We start from the raw sequence: 852 nt of genomic DNA on the forward strand, positions 1-852 counted from the left end.
ACTAGCTGAGGCACCACCACCGGCCACGCGCTCAAAGTACGTGAGGCACGTCGCACCCTTCCTTTTTGGTCTGTCCATTAGTATGATTACCGCTTAGATCGATTCTCAACAGTCGTCGAGCGGAGAGAGTTGTGGAATTCCAGTTGAGCGATGATCAGCAGACGATCCGCGCTGCGGTCGCTGAACTGGCAGCCAAGTTCGACGACCACTACTGGCTGAGCAAGGATCAACGGCACGAGTTCCCAACAGAGTTCTATGACGCGTTCGCCGAGGGCGGCTGGCTCGGCATCACAACGCCGGAGGAATACGGGGGCCACGGGTTCGGCATCACGGAGGCCTCGATCCTGCTGGAGGAAGTCGCGGCCAGCGGCGGCGGGATGAACGCCGCCAGCTCAATGCATATGTCGATTTTTGGCATGCATCCGGTGATCGTCCACGGGTCCGAGGAGCTTAAGGCCCGAACGCTGCCCCGCATTGTCACTGGTGAGCTGCATGTGTGTTTTGGTGTCACCGAGCCGGGCGCGGGCCTGGACACCACGAAGATCACCACCTTCGCCCGGCGCGACGGCGATCATTACGTCGTCAACGGCCGCAAGGTCTGGATCTCCAAGGCGCTGGAATCGGAAAAGGTCCTGCTGCTGACCCGCACCACGAAGTTCGAAGACGTTGCCCGCAAGACGGAGGGCCTCACCCTCTTTTTGACCGACCTGGACCGTAGCAAGGTCGACATTCGCCCGATCCCCAAGATGGGCCGAAACGCGGTCTCCTCCAACGAGTTGTTCATCGACGGCCTCGAGGTTCCCGTCGAGGACCGCGTCGGCGAGGAGGGCCAGGGTTTCCGCGACATCCTCG

Annotated in this window: 1 protein-coding gene; it reads left to right on the forward strand. The window is 61.2% G+C overall.

Annotation, left to right across the window (positions count from 1 at the left end; all coding sequences use genetic code 11):
- Positions 1–131 precede the first annotated feature (131 nt).
- Positions 132–852 (forward strand): acyl-CoA dehydrogenase family protein (locus tag F6Q13_RS18135; protein ID WP_293059491.1); only part of this gene is annotated, 721 nt, incomplete at its 3' end.

The sequence above is a fragment of the Mycobacterium sp. genome (assembly GCF_008709575.1).
Classification (GTDB): domain Bacteria; phylum Actinomycetota; class Actinomycetes; order Mycobacteriales; family Mycobacteriaceae; genus Mycobacterium.